The organism is Vibrio iocasae (assembly GCF_042245395.1).
In the GTDB taxonomy this organism is placed as follows: domain Bacteria; phylum Pseudomonadota; class Gammaproteobacteria; order Enterobacterales; family Vibrionaceae; genus Vibrio; species Vibrio iocasae.
Genome location: NZ_CP145311.1, coordinates 3,086,537 through 3,101,112 on the forward strand (window position 1 = coordinate 3,086,537; position 14,576 = coordinate 3,101,112).

Annotated in this window: 11 protein-coding genes and 1 other RNA gene; all 12 read right to left on the reverse strand. The window is 44.3% G+C overall.

Going from position 1 to position 14,576, the window contains the following annotated elements; genetic code table 11:
• Positions 1-12 precede the first annotated feature (12 nt).
• Entirely contained in the window at positions 13-1,074 is a 1,062-nt protein-coding gene (gene murG / locus SNR28_RS23880; RefSeq protein WP_375751377.1) for an undecaprenyldiphospho-muramoylpentapeptide beta-N-acetylglucosaminyltransferase, read from the reverse strand.
• The gene (gene ftsW / locus SNR28_RS23885; RefSeq protein ID WP_375751378.1) at positions 1,061-2,272 is read right to left on the reverse strand and encodes a cell division protein FtsW; all 1,212 of its coding nucleotides are present in this window, start codon (positions 2,270-2,272) and stop codon (positions 1,061-1,063) included. Before ftsW ends, murG begins: the two co-directional genes overlap by 14 nt.
• A gap of 34 nt (positions 2,273-2,306) precedes the next feature.
• Positions 2,307-3,626, reverse strand: a complete 1,320-nt coding sequence (gene murD, locus SNR28_RS23890) for a UDP-N-acetylmuramoyl-L-alanine--D-glutamate ligase (RefSeq protein ID WP_375751379.1) — start codon at positions 3,624-3,626, stop codon at positions 2,307-2,309.
• A 3-nt stretch (positions 3,627-3,629) separates the two neighbouring features.
• Positions 3,630-4,712, reverse strand: a complete 1,083-nt coding sequence (gene mraY / locus SNR28_RS23895; RefSeq protein ID WP_375751380.1) for a phospho-N-acetylmuramoyl-pentapeptide-transferase — start codon at positions 4,710-4,712, stop codon at positions 3,630-3,632.
• On the reverse strand, positions 4,709-6,070 hold the full coding sequence (gene murF / locus SNR28_RS23900) for a UDP-N-acetylmuramoyl-tripeptide--D-alanyl-D-alanine ligase (protein WP_375751381.1): 1,362 nt from the start codon (positions 6,068-6,070) through the stop codon (positions 4,709-4,711). The genes mraY and murF overlap by 4 nt, the downstream gene beginning before the upstream one ends.
• On the reverse strand, positions 6,067-7,551 hold the full coding sequence (murE, locus tag SNR28_RS23905; RefSeq protein ID WP_375754164.1) for a UDP-N-acetylmuramoyl-L-alanyl-D-glutamate--2,6-diaminopimelate ligase: 1,485 nt from the start codon (positions 7,549-7,551) through the stop codon (positions 6,067-6,069). The genes murF and murE overlap by 4 nt, the downstream gene beginning before the upstream one ends.
• Positions 7,552-7,563: 12 nt before the next feature.
• Positions 7,564-9,351 (reverse strand): penicillin-binding transpeptidase domain-containing protein, encoded by a 1,788-nt coding sequence (locus SNR28_RS23910; RefSeq protein WP_375751382.1) that lies wholly within the window; start codon positions 9,349-9,351, stop codon positions 7,564-7,566.
• Positions 9,348-9,713: a cell division protein FtsL gene (gene ftsL / locus SNR28_RS23915; protein ID WP_375751383.1), complete on the reverse strand. Its 366-nt coding sequence runs from the start codon at positions 9,711-9,713 to the stop codon at positions 9,348-9,350. The genes SNR28_RS23910 and ftsL overlap by 4 nt, the downstream gene beginning before the upstream one ends.
• The gene (gene rsmH, locus SNR28_RS23920) at positions 9,713-10,660 is read right to left on the reverse strand and encodes a 16S rRNA (cytosine(1402)-N(4))-methyltransferase RsmH (protein WP_375751384.1); all 948 of its coding nucleotides are present in this window, start codon (positions 10,658-10,660) and stop codon (positions 9,713-9,715) included. Before rsmH ends, ftsL begins: the two co-directional genes overlap by 1 nt.
• A gap of 175 nt (positions 10,661-10,835) precedes the next feature.
• The gene (locus SNR28_RS23925) at positions 10,836-13,010 is read right to left on the reverse strand and encodes an EAL domain-containing protein (protein ID WP_375751385.1); all 2,175 of its coding nucleotides are present in this window, start codon (positions 13,008-13,010) and stop codon (positions 10,836-10,838) included.
• A 42-nt stretch (positions 13,011-13,052) separates the two neighbouring features.
• On the reverse strand, positions 13,053-13,997 hold the full coding sequence (locus SNR28_RS23930; RefSeq protein ID WP_375751386.1) for a phosphate/phosphite/phosphonate ABC transporter substrate-binding protein: 945 nt from the start codon (positions 13,995-13,997) through the stop codon (positions 13,053-13,055).
• A gap of 182 nt (positions 13,998-14,179) precedes the next feature.
• Positions 14,180-14,576: RNase P RNA component class A (gene rnpB / locus SNR28_RS23935), an RNA gene on the reverse strand.

Here is a 14,576-nt window from a genome sequence, read left to right on the forward strand (position 1 = left end):
ACTGTTTCTCAATTAGTTTGTTAAGGCAGCAATCGCTTTTGCAACGGTCTTATCTGCATCTGTCTTTGCGGCTGCACGAGCCTTGTTTGACATTGCTGTTAATTCTTCTCGGGATAAGCCTGCAATAATACCTGCCAGTTTATCAACAGACAATTCGGGCTGTTCTACCATTAAAGCGGCACCACACTCAACCAAATGATCTGCATTTAGTGCTTGCTGTCTGTCTTTGTGCATAAATGGGACAAAAATTGCGCCAACACCAGCCGCTGAGACTTCCGATACCGTTAACGCTCCAGAACGGCAAACAAGTAAATCAGCCCATTCGTATGCTTCAGATACATCGTCAATAAACTCGGTAACTTCCACGCTTTCAAAACCTGCAGCCTGGTAGAGCCCTTCAACTTCTTGCTGATTATTCTTTCCCGCCTGATGACGAACGGTATAGCCAGAACCTAACTTAGCTAATACATCAGGCAGTGTTGTATTAAGAATTCTTGCCCCTTGGCTGCCCCCCATAACAAGAATACGGATATCACCTTCACGCCCTTCTAACCTCTTCTCTGGTGAAGGAATGGAGACAACATCTTCTCTTACTGGGTTGCCAACAACTTCTGCGTTAGGGAAAGCTCCAGGGAAAGCCTGAAAGACTTTTTTAGCGATTTTTGATAGCCACTGATTTGTCAGACCCGCAACGGCATTCTGCTCATGTAAAACCAAGGGAATTCCTTCGATTCTGGCTGCAACGCCTCCCGGTCCACTTACATAACCTCCCATACCTAAAACCACATCGGGTTTCCATCGTTTGATATGAGTTCTTGCCTGAAAAATGGCATTAATGATCTGGAATGGTGCTTTAATCAGCTTAGCGATACCCTGACCGCGAAGCCCTTTAACCTTTATAAAATCGATCTCGATACCGTGTTTAGGAACCAGTTCTGCTTCCATACGATCTTCAGTACCCAGCCAGCGGATTTCCCAACCTTCAGACTGAAGCTGTTTTGCTACCGCCAACCCCGGAAAAACATGTCCTCCAGTACCACCAGCCATAACCAATAGACGTTTATTCTTCTTCATTATTATCTTCATTTTCCTTTTGATTATTTTCTGGTGTTATTGTTTGATTGAGTCTTAACTCGTGATCAATTCTCAACAATATCGAAACCGCTGTAGTCATGATTATCAGGCTGGAGCCACCGTAACTGATCAATGGCAAGGTGAGTCCCTTGGTTGGTACTAAGCCCGCAGCAGCCCCAACATTCACCAAAGTCTGGAAAGCAAACCAGATTCCAATACCAAATGCTAAGTAACCACCAAATTGTTCTTCCGCTTCTAACGCTTTTTTACCAATCAATACCGCTTTTATCACCAGAGAAAAAATCAGCATTAATACCAGTATCACACCAATAAAACCAAGCTCTTCACCTATAACAGCAAATACAAAATCGGTATGTGCTTCTGGAAGATACTCTAGTTTTTGAATAGAGTTCCCTAGACCTTGTCCAAACCATTCACCTCGGCCAAACGCCATAAGGGATTGAGTTAACTGATAACCGCTCCCGAATGGGTCTTCCCACGGGTCCCAAAACGACGTAACACGACGCATACGGTAAGGTTCAGCAAATATCAGAACAACAACACCGGCTACACCCGCCATCATCAACGCGATAAACTGCCAGAGTTTAGCCCCTGCGATAAACAACATACCGAATATTGTGACAAGCATTACAACAACCGTACCAAGGTCCGGCTGCCCTAAAAGCAACATGGCAAATACAAGAAATACGATTAAGGGTTTAAAGAAGCCATCAAAGAACTTCTCTCTCACCTCATCTCGCTTTCGAACCAGATAGCCCGCCATAAAGATAAACAGGGAAAGCTTAGCCACTTCGGCGGGCTGAAGGTTAAATAGCCCCAGAGGAATCCATCTTGAAGCGCCATTTACTGATTTACCAAAAAGAAGGACGACAATTAGTAGGGAGAGAGATATTCCTAATAAAATGGTGCTAAAACGCAACCAGCGCCTCATCGGAACCTGCAATACGGTTGCTGCCGTACAAAGAGCAAGCCCAATAAAGATGGCATGACGAAACATAAAGTGAAATGGCTGTCCGGTTAGCCTGGTACTGATCGGGAAGGAAGCGGATGTCACCATCACTAACCCGGTTAACATTAACCCTATAGCAATCCATACTAACTGACGATCAAACAGCGCTTCAGGAACAGAATCTGCTCCCCAATCACCCACTCTTCCTAGCCATCTTTTTATCGCCACTACAAACTTACCTACACTTAACTACAACGTCTTACTACGAATACTGCTCTGCCAGTTGAGCAAAAGCATCCCCTCTGGCCATAAAGTTTTTAAACTGATCAAAACTAGCACAAGCAGGAGATAGCATAACCATGTCACCTGATTGCACTTCCTGAGAAACAGAGCCCACGATCTCTTCAATAGAGACCCAGCGAGTAGCCGATGGGTGAAGTTTCAAGAACTCGTCTCCGTCTTCACCATAACAATAAAGCTTCACACTTAACTTCGCCAATACTGGTGCAAGTTCAGAAAAATCGGCTCCTTTGCCAACACCACCCACTAATAAATGCAATGTTCCTGAGCAATCTAAACCTGAAAGCGCAGCCAAGGTGCTCGCTACATTCGTCGCTTTTGAATCATTGACCCAGCGAACGCCATTCCTCTCTACTACGAGCTGACAACGGTGTGTTAGCCCTTTGTATCTTTTTAATGCATCAAATGCTTGTGTGTAATCTATACCTGCGCATTTTAGCAGTGCCAGTACAGTCAATACATTGGCAATATTATGCTTTCCAACCAGACTCAGTTCAGATGTCGCCAAAACCTGAGTTCCGTGATCGCTAAGGTATTCACAACCATTACCCTGCGATAAGCCGAACTCTTTCTCATCAAACCCAAATGTGACGACTTCACCATCAAACTGTTCCGGGAAAGTCTCTGGGTCATCTCTGTTCACCACCGCATAATCGGCATTAGCAAAGATACGTTGCTTGGCTTTTTTATATAGAGATAACTTCCCTTCATAACGATCCATATGATCTTCAGAAAGGTTTAGAAAAGCCGCAGCTTTGAGTTGCAGAGACGAGGTAGTTTCCAGCTGAAAACTCGAGAGCTCCAGGACATACAGTTCACAAGGATCATTTAAAAGCTCCAGGGCTGGAACACCAATGTTTCCTCCAACTCCGACTTTTAATCCTGCCGCTTTTGCCATGACACCCGTTAAATCTGTAACCGTGCTTTTTCCGTTCGAACCGGTAATGGCGATGATCGGGGCCTCAGCTGCCCAGGCAAAAAGTTCAATATCCCCGACAATCGGAATGTTCTTTTCGGCAACTTGCTTGAGTTCAGGTGTTGCCAGCGCAATGCCTGGGTTCGCCACAATCATATCGGCTTCTAGCAGCCATTCCATATTCCAGCTTCCGGTATGAAGCTCAACACTGCTGTTCAGTTCTTCTTTACCAGGAGGATTTTCTCTTGTATCAATCACTTTAATCGAAAGTGATTTGGGCATTTTTAGCAGGTAGTTAACGACAGAGAGCCCGGTAATACCGAGCCCTAGTACAACAACCTTATTTATATTGTTCCATCTATCCATTAATTAACGAACCTTAAGTGTTGCTAACCCGATCAGTACAAGAACAATAGAAATAATCCAGAAACGAACAATGACGCGAGGTTCCGGCCAGCCTTTTAACTCATAGTGGTGATGAATCGGTGCCATACGGAACACGCGCTGGCCTCGAAGCTTATATGAGCCAACCTGAAGAATGACCGATAATGTTTCCATTACAAACACACCACCCATAATCACCAGAACAAACTCTTGCCTTACCAGTACAGCGATCGTTCCGAGTGCCCCGCCAAGCGCCAAAGAGCCTACGTCCCCCATAAATACCTGGGCTGGATACGTGTTGAACCAAAGGAATCCAAGCCCTGCACCAACCATAGCAGCACAGAAAATAACAAGCTCACTTGCGTGCGGAATGTATGGAATGTGCAGATAAGCTGCGAAGTTCACGTTACCAGTGGCCCAGGCAATAAAAGCAAAACCACCAGAAACCAATACGGTTGGAAGAATAGCAAGACCGTCCAAACCATCTGTCAGGTTTACGGCATTACTTGTGCCCACGATAACAAAGTAAGTCAAAATGATGTACAACACGCCGAGCTGAGGCATGATGTCTTTAAAGAAAGGAACAACTAACTGAGTCGCAGCAGTATCTTTTCCGTGCACATATAGAGCAAATGCCACCACAATCGCAATAGCTGATTGCCAGAAATACTTCCAGCGCGCGATTAAACCTGCAGGATCTTTTCTTACTACTTTTCGATAATCGTCTACAAAACCAACAGCACCATAGCCCAGAAGTACCACCATTACAGCCCAGACATACGGGTTAGATAAGTCCGACCAAAGCAACACACTTACCACGATAGAAGCGAGAATCATCACTCCCCCCATCGTTGGCGTTCCACGCTTACTAAAGTGCGATTCAGGGCCATCATTTCGTACAACCTGTCCAATTTGCAGTAGTTGCAAGCGAGCTATCAGTCTCGGTCCCATCCACAAGGACAGTCCTAATGCAGTCAAAACACTCAGAATTGAGCGAAACGACAGGTACTCAAATAATCGAAAAAACGAAAAATATGGCTGTATTAATTCAGCAAGCCAAATAATCATTTAAAGTTCTCCTTCAAAGCTTCCGCTACCGTACTCATACGAGCACTGTTTGCTCCCTTAACTAAAAGAGTATGCACCTGGTCAGAGCTTTTGTATAAATTTTGTTCTACATATGTCAGAAGTTCGTCATGCGTGTCAAAATGCAAGCCATTACATACCTCACTAATTACCTTGGTATCTTCACCAAAAGTAAGTACATGCTCGAACTTAAATGGTGCTGCATGTTCCCCGACTTGACGATGAAGTGCAAGACTTTCCTCACCTAGTTCAGCCATATAGCCCAAAATGAGCCACCTTTGACCTGAATATGTTGAAAGCAGGTCTACCGCGGCTTTCATAGCAGGAACACTGGCATTATAGCTGTCGTCTATTAACTTAACCTTCTCTGTTAACTGATGGGTTTCTACTCGTCCTTTAACATTAGAAAGCTCGGCCAAACCTGAACGAACTTCCTCTAGTGACGCACCAAAACTAGTTGTGAGTGCTGCTGCTGCCAATGCATTAGAAACATTGTGAAGGCCAACAAGCCCCAAACTTACATCAATCTCACCTTGTGGTGTGTTCAGAGCAAAGGAAGCTTCACCCAGATCATTAATCGAAATGTCGGTTGGGTAAAAATCTGCTGTTTGATCATTGGCAGAAAAAGTGACTACACTTTTGTCACTTAGCACCGTTTGCCAGAATTGTTCACCGTTACTATCCAGATTAACAATCGCAGTGTCACCAGCGTTCAACCCCTGATAAATTTCGCCTTTCGCTTGCTTAACGCCATCCATTGAACCGAAACCTTCCAGGTGAGATTCAGCGACATTATTCACCAATGCTACGGATGGTTTTACCAAAGCCGTAGTGTAAGCAATCTCTCCTATATGATTGGCACCGAGTTCAACCACTGCGTAATCGTGCTTGGGTTCTGAGCGCAGCAAAGTCAAAGGGCAGCCAATGTCATTGTTAAAGTTACCCGCAGTTGCCAGTACTTCTCCCTTTTGCTTTAGGATAGAAGCGACCATCTCTTTAACAGTGGTTTTCCCACAACTGCCGGTGATAGCTAGCGTCTGGATATCACACTGTTTGTGAACCCAAGAGCCAAGTTCACCAAGCGCAATAAGCGTATCTTTTACAATTAACTGAGGAAGCTCAACAGGCAACTCTCGACTTACCAATAATGCACTTGCTCCGTTTTCTTTCGCTTGTAGCGCAAAGTCGTGAGCATCGAATCTCTCACCAATCAGTGCAACAAAAAGCGCACCATCAGAAAGCGTTCGGGTATCCGTTGATACTGCATTGATGGGACAGTCATCGCCAACCAAAGTCGCTTGCAGTACCTGTCCAATTTCATTTAGTGATGTTGAGATCATTCCACTAATCCTAAAATCTTCATTGCTGACTCTCTATCAGAATAGTGAATCGTCTCACCGTTTAATACCTGATAGTCTTCATGTCCTTTTCCGGCAAGAAGAATAATATCCTCTTCCCCTGCTCGCTCAGTGGCATACAGTAAAGCCTCATATCTGTCATGTCTGACAATCGCATCTTCAGGTTTGTTCATTCCTGCCAGCATATCTTTAACTATCAGCTCGGCGTTTTCACTGCGAGGGTTATCATCTGTCAGTATTGCTTTATCTGCCAACTTCTCGGCAATGCTCGCCATCATAGGGCGTTTGCCTTTATCTCTGTCACCACCGCAACCGAAAATAGCCCACAGATTCGCTTTACAGTGAACTCGTAAGGCAGAGAGCGCTTTTTCCAGAGCATCCGGAGTGTGTGCATAGTCTACAACGATCTTCGCTCTGCCAGAGGTTTTGAACAGTTCCATACGCCCTACTACAGGCTGCAACCTTGGAGAGCTGGCAATTAAATCAGAGCTGGAAAACCCTAAAGCCAGTAATGTTGCGAATGCCAGCATTAAGTTCGATGCATTGAATGCACCAATTAATGGCGCTTTTAACTCACCAGAACCCCAGTAGCCATCAAAGCTTATGGTAATGCCACTCTCTGAGTAAACGACCTCTTTCGCCCAAATCGCTTTTTTCTGTTCTGGCTTTTTTATTAAAGAAACCGCTATCGAATCGGTAAGAGAGTTAAGCCAGGCTTCGCCGACCACATCGTCGGCATTGATGATGGCATGCTCGCATTGGTGTCCAGTAAAAAGCTGCATCTTCGCGTTAGCATACTCTTCCATGGTGCCATGATAATCGAGGTGATCACGACTCAAGTTAGTAAAGACGCCTGCTGAGAAAGGAAGTGTTTTAACTCTTCCTTGGACCAAACCATGAGAGGAAACCTCAAGTGCCGTATATTCTGCACTTTGGCTGGCAAGTTCATTCAATGTTTTTTGAATTTCAATTGCGCTACCTGTTGTGTTTACTGCTGGCTGTAAATTTTCAAGAAAGCCATTCCCAGTTGTTCCCATCACTGAAGCTTTTTTGCCTATCAACGTCATCCACTGTGCGATAAGTTGCGTGATCGTTGTCTTCCCATTGGTGCCAGTAACACCTATCAATGCAGGTTTCTTTGGGTAAAGCCTGTCCGCCAGCGCAGAAAGGTTCTTATCTAAATCCTGAATGTAAATCACCGGGCAGTGATTTACGAATTCAATCAATCCATGTTTTTTGCTTTCACATGCCTGAGCGATAACGGAATTTGCGCCATTCTCGACCGCTTTTTCTATAAACGTTCGCCCATCTATGGCATGCCCCACAACAGCAATAAAAGTCGAGCCCAACATAACCTTACGGCTATCAAGCTCCAATGAGGTCACTTCTTGGTTTGCAAACTCTTCGTCTTCAATTTGTAACCAAGGTGAAATAAGGGAATTAAGCGTTAATGTCATTGTTATTATTCTCTGTTTTTACTTTGCATCTGGCGCAATGTTCAGCACCTGTAGGGTCGATTTCATTACTTTAGAAAAAACTGGTCCCGCGACTGAACCACCGTAATAAAGGTCGCCTTGTGGCTCGTTAACAATCACAACCATAGCGACCTTGGGTTTACTCACAGGAGCCACCCCAGCGACCACCGCAACATACTCATCACTGTATCCACCTGCGGTCGCCTTTCGTGACGTACCAGTTTTTGCTGCGATTCTGTACCCCGGAACCGCGGCACGAGTTGCAGTACCACCTTCTTGTGTCACCTTCTCAAGCATTTCCAGAACGTATTTTGCGTTTTCTTTGTCCACTACCTGACGAGATCGATCGTGTTTATTACCTTCTACAACGTGCAGAGGGCGATACATGCCATAACTGCCCAACGTGGCATAAGCATGAGCAAGCTGAACAGGTGTCACTGATAAACCATAACCAAACGCTAGTGTGGCTATTTCAAACTGCGACCAACGACGTCGGTTAGGGAAAATACCCTCGGTTTCACCAATAAGATTAATTCCTGATGTCGAACCAAAACCTACCGAGCTATACATCCCAAGCAAAGCTTCCAGAGGCATATCCAATGCAAGTTTCGCTACACCGATGTTACTGGATTTCTTCAAGATGGTTGGCAGGTCTGCTTTACCAATTTTTGAGGTATCACGTACGCGGCTACCGCCAATCTGCATGATGCCGTTTCCGGTATCAATCACGGTGTTCGAATCGGCCACATCATTCTCAAGCGCTGCAAGAACAACAAATGGTTTCACCGTTGAGCCTGGCTCCAATGCATCGGTTATAGTACGGTTGCGCATTCGGAAGCTTTGCAGCTGTTCACGGTTGTTCGGGTTGTAGGAAGGCGCATTCACCATCGCGAGAATCTCGCCAGTCTCTACATCCAAAATAACGATGGATCCAGATGTTGCCCTGTGGTCAGCGACAGATTGTTTTATCGCTCTGTATGCGATTGCCTGTAAACGTTGGTCAATTGTAAGACGAAGCGGTTTGCCTTCCTTACGTTCATTCAAAGAAATATTCTCAACCACACGCCCGTATCGGTCCTTACGGATAGTTTGCTTTCCCGCTTCACCCGTTAACCAGGAATCATAACTTCTCTCGACACCTTCGAGACCTTTGTCGTCAATACCAGTCACACCGATCACGTGAGCACTTACTTCACCAGAAGGGTAATACCGACGAGACTCATTATTAAGGCCGACTCCTTTAAGTTTCAGCTCTTTAATGTAGTTCGCCATTGCAGGGCTAACCTGACGCTGAAGGTATATAAAACGACGCTTCTTATTCTTTTCGATTTTTTTGATCAAGCCTTCACGGTCAAGACTCAGAACATCGGCAAGTGCATACCAACGTTCTCTTTCCTGAATACCACCAGCTTTGTATATCGCCACTGGATCAGCCCATACAGCCTGAACAGGCACACTCACGGCAAGCTGTTCATCATTTCTATCTGAGATGATCCCACGAGCTGAAGGTAAAGCCTTAACACGGACCGATCGCATATCTCCTTGACGAATCAGGTTATCTGGCTCTATGACCTGAATGTAAGCAGCCCGACCAACAAGGGCAAAAAATGCAAATACAACAAAACCCAAAACAACATATAGACGCCACTTGATAAGTAACGACTCTGGTTCTTTTTTTACAACTCGTTTATTCGCTGATTTATTGCGAGAGGCTTTTTTATCGGTACTTTTTTTACCGGTATTGTTTCTGGACCTTTTGGGAGGTGTTTTTTTCTTGTTTCCAATCATTGCAGAGATACCGAGACTTCTTTATCTGCATCTGGGCGAATCATTTCGAGATCTTTTTCCGCCACAGCCTGTACGCGGCTATGCTCTGATAATGCATTTTCTTCCAAAATTAAGTTGCGCCATTCGTTATCCAACCTGTCCCTTTCTTGTAAGGTCAGGTTCTTTTCTGTGACTGCCTGGCGGGTATGATGCGTACTGAATACCACTCCCATTGCAAGCGTAAAAATAACGATAAGCATCAGCAATGGAAGTCGACCAACTGTAAAAATGTCCTTTAAGATCAATCTCGCCAGATTGGGCTGATTAGCCCTATCTGGCGCTTCTTCTGTAGTAGCTCTTTTCTTGAATCGACTAAGGAGCATTAAAGTTTCTCAGCAATTCTCAGAACAGAGCTCCGTGAGCGGTTATTAACCTCAACCTCTTCTTTCGAAGGCATGATTGCTTTGCCCACAGTCTTAAGCTTTGCACTGCCAAGCTCTTTAATTTGATCTTCCGTTAAAGGAATTCCGTGAGGAACCTCCGGCCCTTTACTTTCTTTGCGCATAAAACGTTTCACCATGCGATCTTCAAGAGAGTGGAAGCTGATAACTGAAAGGCGACCTTCAGGAGCCAAAATACTTAACGCACCTTTTAGTGCAGTATCGATCTCTTCCAGCTCACTATTGATGTAGATTCGGATCGCTTGAAAACTGCGAGTCGCCGGATGTTTTTTCTTTTCACGGGATGGTGACACATCCGAAATCAACTTCGCTAGCTCGCTAGTGCGAGTCAGTGGTTCTTTCTCATCATCTTCACGATGTTCAATTATTGCGCGAGCTATACGACGGGCAAACTTCTCTTCACCAAACTGTCTAAGCACCCAAGTTATATCGTCTAAATCTGCTTCAAGTAGCCACTGAGAAGCAGGAATACCTGAGGTTGGGTCCATACGCATATCAAGAGGACCATCCTTCATAAAGCTGAAGCCTCGCTCGGCATCATCAAGCTGAGGAGACGATACACCAAGGTCCAGCAAAACCCCGTCGACTTTCCCTGCAATACCGTACTCTTCGGCATATTCAGCCATGCCTGAAAAAGGTCCATGAATAATAGTAAAGCGAGGGTCATCTATTTTTTTAGCTTCTGCGATTGCAGTAGGATCGCGGTCAATGCTGTATAAGCGACCATTTTCACCCAATCTGGATAATATGTTTCGGCTATGCCCGCCACGACCAAAAGTTCCATCGATGTAGATACCATCTGGTTTAATATCCAGACCGTCAATAGATTCATTAAGTAAAACAGAGATATGTTGGAACGATTCAGTCATGATTGGAACTCATTATCCTTCGAAGGCTTACATCATCAGCGTGGCCGCTGATCTTCATATTAAATAAAGCAGGGTAATAGTGTACTGATTTGCACTAATGTGGCTAGCTTTAATATGTTATTTGCAGTCAAATTTCTGCAAATGGGGAAGTATAATTCATATGCAACTAATACCGTTACAGGTAGTTTCGTTGTTCTAGTAAGCCAAAATACTCTGTTTCAAACTCGAAAGCGGGTAGCGGTTTGCTGTAATAGTATCCCTGAGCGATGTCACAACCTTTCTCAGCCAGAAACTCAGCTTGAAGTTTTGTTTCAACGCCCTCAGCTACAACAGCGATGTTTAGGCCTTTAGCCATATCAATAACCGCTGAAGTTAACGCACGATCAAAATTATCAACCTCGATATCGGAAACAAAGCTTCTATCAATTTTCACACCATCAAAATCAAAGCTCCTCAAGTAAGATAGAGATGAGTAGCCTGTTCCAAAGTCGTCCAGCCAGAGTTGTATTCCTAACTCTCTAATATTATCCAAAACGTTTTTGGCAACAGATTCATCCTTTATCAGAATACTTTCCGTTACTTCAGCATGTAGCTGATCTGGTGTTAACTGATGTTTTCTTAAAGCTTTGTCCAGTTTTTCGACTAAGTTAGAACGATAGACCTGCCTTGCTGACAGGTTTACCGCCAAATGAAATTTCTCCGAGCAGTATTTTTGCCAAATCTTCAGTTGTTCGCATGCTTCATCAATCACCCAATCTCCTATTGGAATAATTAAACCACACTCTTCAGCAATGCCGATAAACTCATCCGGAGGCACTAATCCTTTCTCAGGATGACGCCAGCGAATCAATGCTTCTGCACCGACTAACTCCGTTGAGTTCAGCGCAAACTGAGGCTGAAACCATAATTCAAATTGTTCCATACCTTCATCAATGGCTTTACGTAAGTCTCGCTCCACCACCATTCTGTTTTTAACCTGTAGATTGAGTAACTGATCAAAGTTGGCAAATGTATTTTTCCCCATACTTTTTGCCTTATACATCGCAATGTCTGCGTTTTTAATCAGTTCCTCTGCAGAAGTACCATCATTTGGATAGTTTGCAATTCCAATACTGGCTGCAATGATGATCTCTTTATCTTGAACCTGAATGGGTTTCTGAATAGCCTGAATAAGTCTGTTTGCTACCTTAGTAGCGCTTATGTTGTCAGCGACATCTGGCAGACAGATTAAGAACTCATCACCACCGATTCTGGCAACAAACTCTGGTGCTGGTGACATGTTTTCCAGAATAAGTTGTCCGCCTCTAAGGTTCTTGGCTATACGTTCTGCTACGTCACACAGCAACTGATCCCCAGTCTCGTGACCGTAGTTATCGTTCACAAACTTAAACTCATCCAGATCTAAAAACAGAACCGAGAAAATTTCATTTGTTTCTTTTCTGGAAATTAACTGGCTCAACTGTCTGAAGAACTGATTTCGATTTGGAAGCTTCGTCAGTGAATCATGATATGCCAGGAATGAAATCTCCTGAGTTTGTCGCTTAAGACTTCTACCCATCTCATTAAAGGCACTAGCCAGCTCGCCAATTTCATCATCCCGTTCCACTTTGTTTTTACTATCAAAGTCCCCTTTGACGATTTTTTGCGTGTGCTTAACCAAAGCTTGTATCGGAACAATTAAGGAACGAGATAAAGCAATAGAGACAAGTATGCCGGCCAATCCAGCTGTTGCTGCAGTAATAACCAATGCTATGACGATGTTTTTAAAACCAGTATCTGCAGTGGCATTTATGTGTGCGGTTATGGAGTAAATATCATGGTGTATGGAATCCAGAGACCAAACCAACAATACGCCACCCAAAGCTTTATCTGAGATTAGTATCGGCTGGGCCATAGTGATGGTATCTGTTTCTATGTATAAGTAGGGCTCTTTATCTATCAATACCTTATCTAACAAACTTCTCTGCTCTATCACCTCGCCATAAGTTGGTATGGTTTCTACACCATCGTGAAAGATTTTTCCTTTGTCATCAAACACCACAATGGTTTTGATCTCTTCATTCGAAAATAGAGGCTTAATTAAGTTGTATGTCGCCTCCAGATCATACTGATAGATTGGGTTGATCAGAGACACTGATAAGTAGTCTAACAAGCTCTTCCCTCTTTTTTTAGCTTGCGCAAGTAAACTACTTTTAGTGTCTTCTACGCTCTGAGCCAAAACTCGATCGGAAGTAACGTTGAAATTGTATAGCTGCACAAAAGAAATTACCGCAATGATAAGTGTCACAGACACTATACTGCCTACAATAAATCGCCCTTGCATTCCTAGCTTATATTTGAAAATCGCCATCTAAACCCTCCCTGAGATAACGAAGTGAAAATGTAGTACTCGCTATAGTTGCTCTGTCACTATTTTCACCAAATCATCAATTAAAAGGAGGCTTTCTTCATGAGCGGATAGCTCATCAAACTTAGTCGTTTTCTGATAAGCCCTGAGTGCATTTTTACCTTCTTCTGTTTCATGTGCAGTCAACAGAAGTTCGGTAATTCTCTGCTTTAACGCAGAGTCCATATCCGGTCTAAACAGTTCGACACTGCGAGGAAACGGTACACTTTCGTAAATAATGACACTGTCTGCACGAAAGTTTTCTGGTAAGTCTTCTTCATTATCCCAATCCAGATCGCTAAGTGCGCCGGCAGCTACGATACCTTTATGAACCCAGGCTGATATGTTTATTTCCTTGTTTGCAAACACATACCCTATAGTCCCTGGAGGGGTACTTTCTCGTGGGTTATCCAAAGGCACCAGCTGAAAACCTGACTGAATTAAAAGCGCGGCTGGGATGAAGAAAGCGGTGCTGGAACCAGCATCCTGAAAAGCGATGGTTTTTCCAACTAAATCGTCAAAAGATTTTATACCGCTGTCTTTTCTGGCAAAAATCAGGGATGAGTACTCAGGAACACCTTTCTTCCATCGACGTAAAACCATCTCTGCTCCCGCCCGATTCTTAAACTCAGTTGCAGAAAAGACAGTTTCAGTAATCAGATCAATTTTGCCCTGCTTGATGTATCGAATCATTTGCTCATTATTTTTGGCAAATAGAATTTTGCCTTCAGTGATTCCAAATTCACTCAGGTTTTTTGCAAGGTAATCAACCAGTAGTTTCTGATGTTTATAGTGCTTTTTGGGATTAGTACTTACCCGACCAACAACAATAGTATTCCTGGCTTGTTCGAAGCTCTGGGTACTGCTTTGCTCTCCAGCCCCATTAGCTAAACCACTGAACAAGAGTACGGCAAGCGATAAAGATAAACCCGACGTTATATTGCGGAACATATTATATTCCCCTAGCCAATATTGTTAGTTTTGTTATTTTGTTGTGACTTTTTACTCACAATTTAATATTAGCAGAGTTCCACAATATTCAATGTTTTTGAGCATAGGACTTTGGTAATAGATTTTTTTGAAAGGCTTATAGAATGCGAAAAGCCCACTGCATGCGCAGTGGGCTTTCTTATTGGGGGAGTCGACACGTAAGCCGGGTTCTGTTCCGCTTGCGCGGCGGTAGCCATTCGTCTAGGCCAGCAATCGCTCACTGGCTCCAGCAACCTACCCGCCTCCTTACGCGAGCAACGCAATGTGGAGGCCTATTTGGTCTTGCTCCGGGTGGAGTTTACCTTGCAACGAACTATTGCTAGTCGCCCGGTGCGCTCTTACCGCACCCTTTCACCCTTACCTGTTCTCCCTAAGGAGCCATCGGCGGTCTTCTCTCTGCTGCACTTGTCGTGGGCTTGCGCCCCCCAGGCGTTACCTGGCACCCTGCTCTATGGAGCCCGGACTTTCCTCCCCTTCGTCAGTCTCCCCCAACACGTGGAAGAAGGACATCAACGAAGCAGCGACTACCCGGTCAACTCC